The 493-nt window shown below is 69.0% G+C and carries 1 pseudogene; it reads left to right on the top strand.

Annotation, left to right across the window (positions count from 1 at the left end):
• Nucleotides 1-493, top strand: a pseudogene (locus tag EN939_RS37410) (FAD/NAD(P)-binding protein); the annotation flags it as partial.

Below are 493 nucleotides of genomic sequence, written 5' to 3'. Positions count from 1 at the left end.
TGCCGACATGGTCGCCGAACTCGACCGTCGTGGCCATCGCGGCCGCATCCTCGCGCTGTCGCGCCGCGGCTTACGCTCGCGCGGACACCCCGATGTCAGGGGCGAGCCTTTTGGCGATTTTGCATCCGCGCCGGCCACGACGGCGCTCGGCCTGCTCAGGGCCATTCGCGCGACGCTGACAGCTGCGAGAGCGGCCAATGTCAACTGGCAGTCGGTCTTCGACCAACTGCGCCTGCAGGGGCCGGTGCTGTGGGCCGCACTTGCCCCGCCGGAGCGGGCAAGGCTGGTCCGCCGGCTGCGCGTGTTCTGGGACGTGCATCGCTTCAGGATCGCTCCGCAGGTGGCGGCGGTGCTCGACCGGCGTCATGCGGCCGGAACATTCGACACCATTGCCGCCAGGCTTGTCGCGTCGAACGATGAGGACGGCAGCCTGGCTGTCAGCTTTCAACGACGCGGGCAGACACGGATCGAGACGACGCGCTTCGATGCCGTC

Origin of the sequence: Mesorhizobium sp. M7A.F.Ca.CA.002.05.1.1 (assembly GCF_003998335.1) — a bacterium.
Lineage (GTDB): Bacteria > Pseudomonadota > Alphaproteobacteria > Rhizobiales > Rhizobiaceae > Mesorhizobium.
This window is presented reverse-complemented; position numbering and strand designations above follow the sequence as displayed.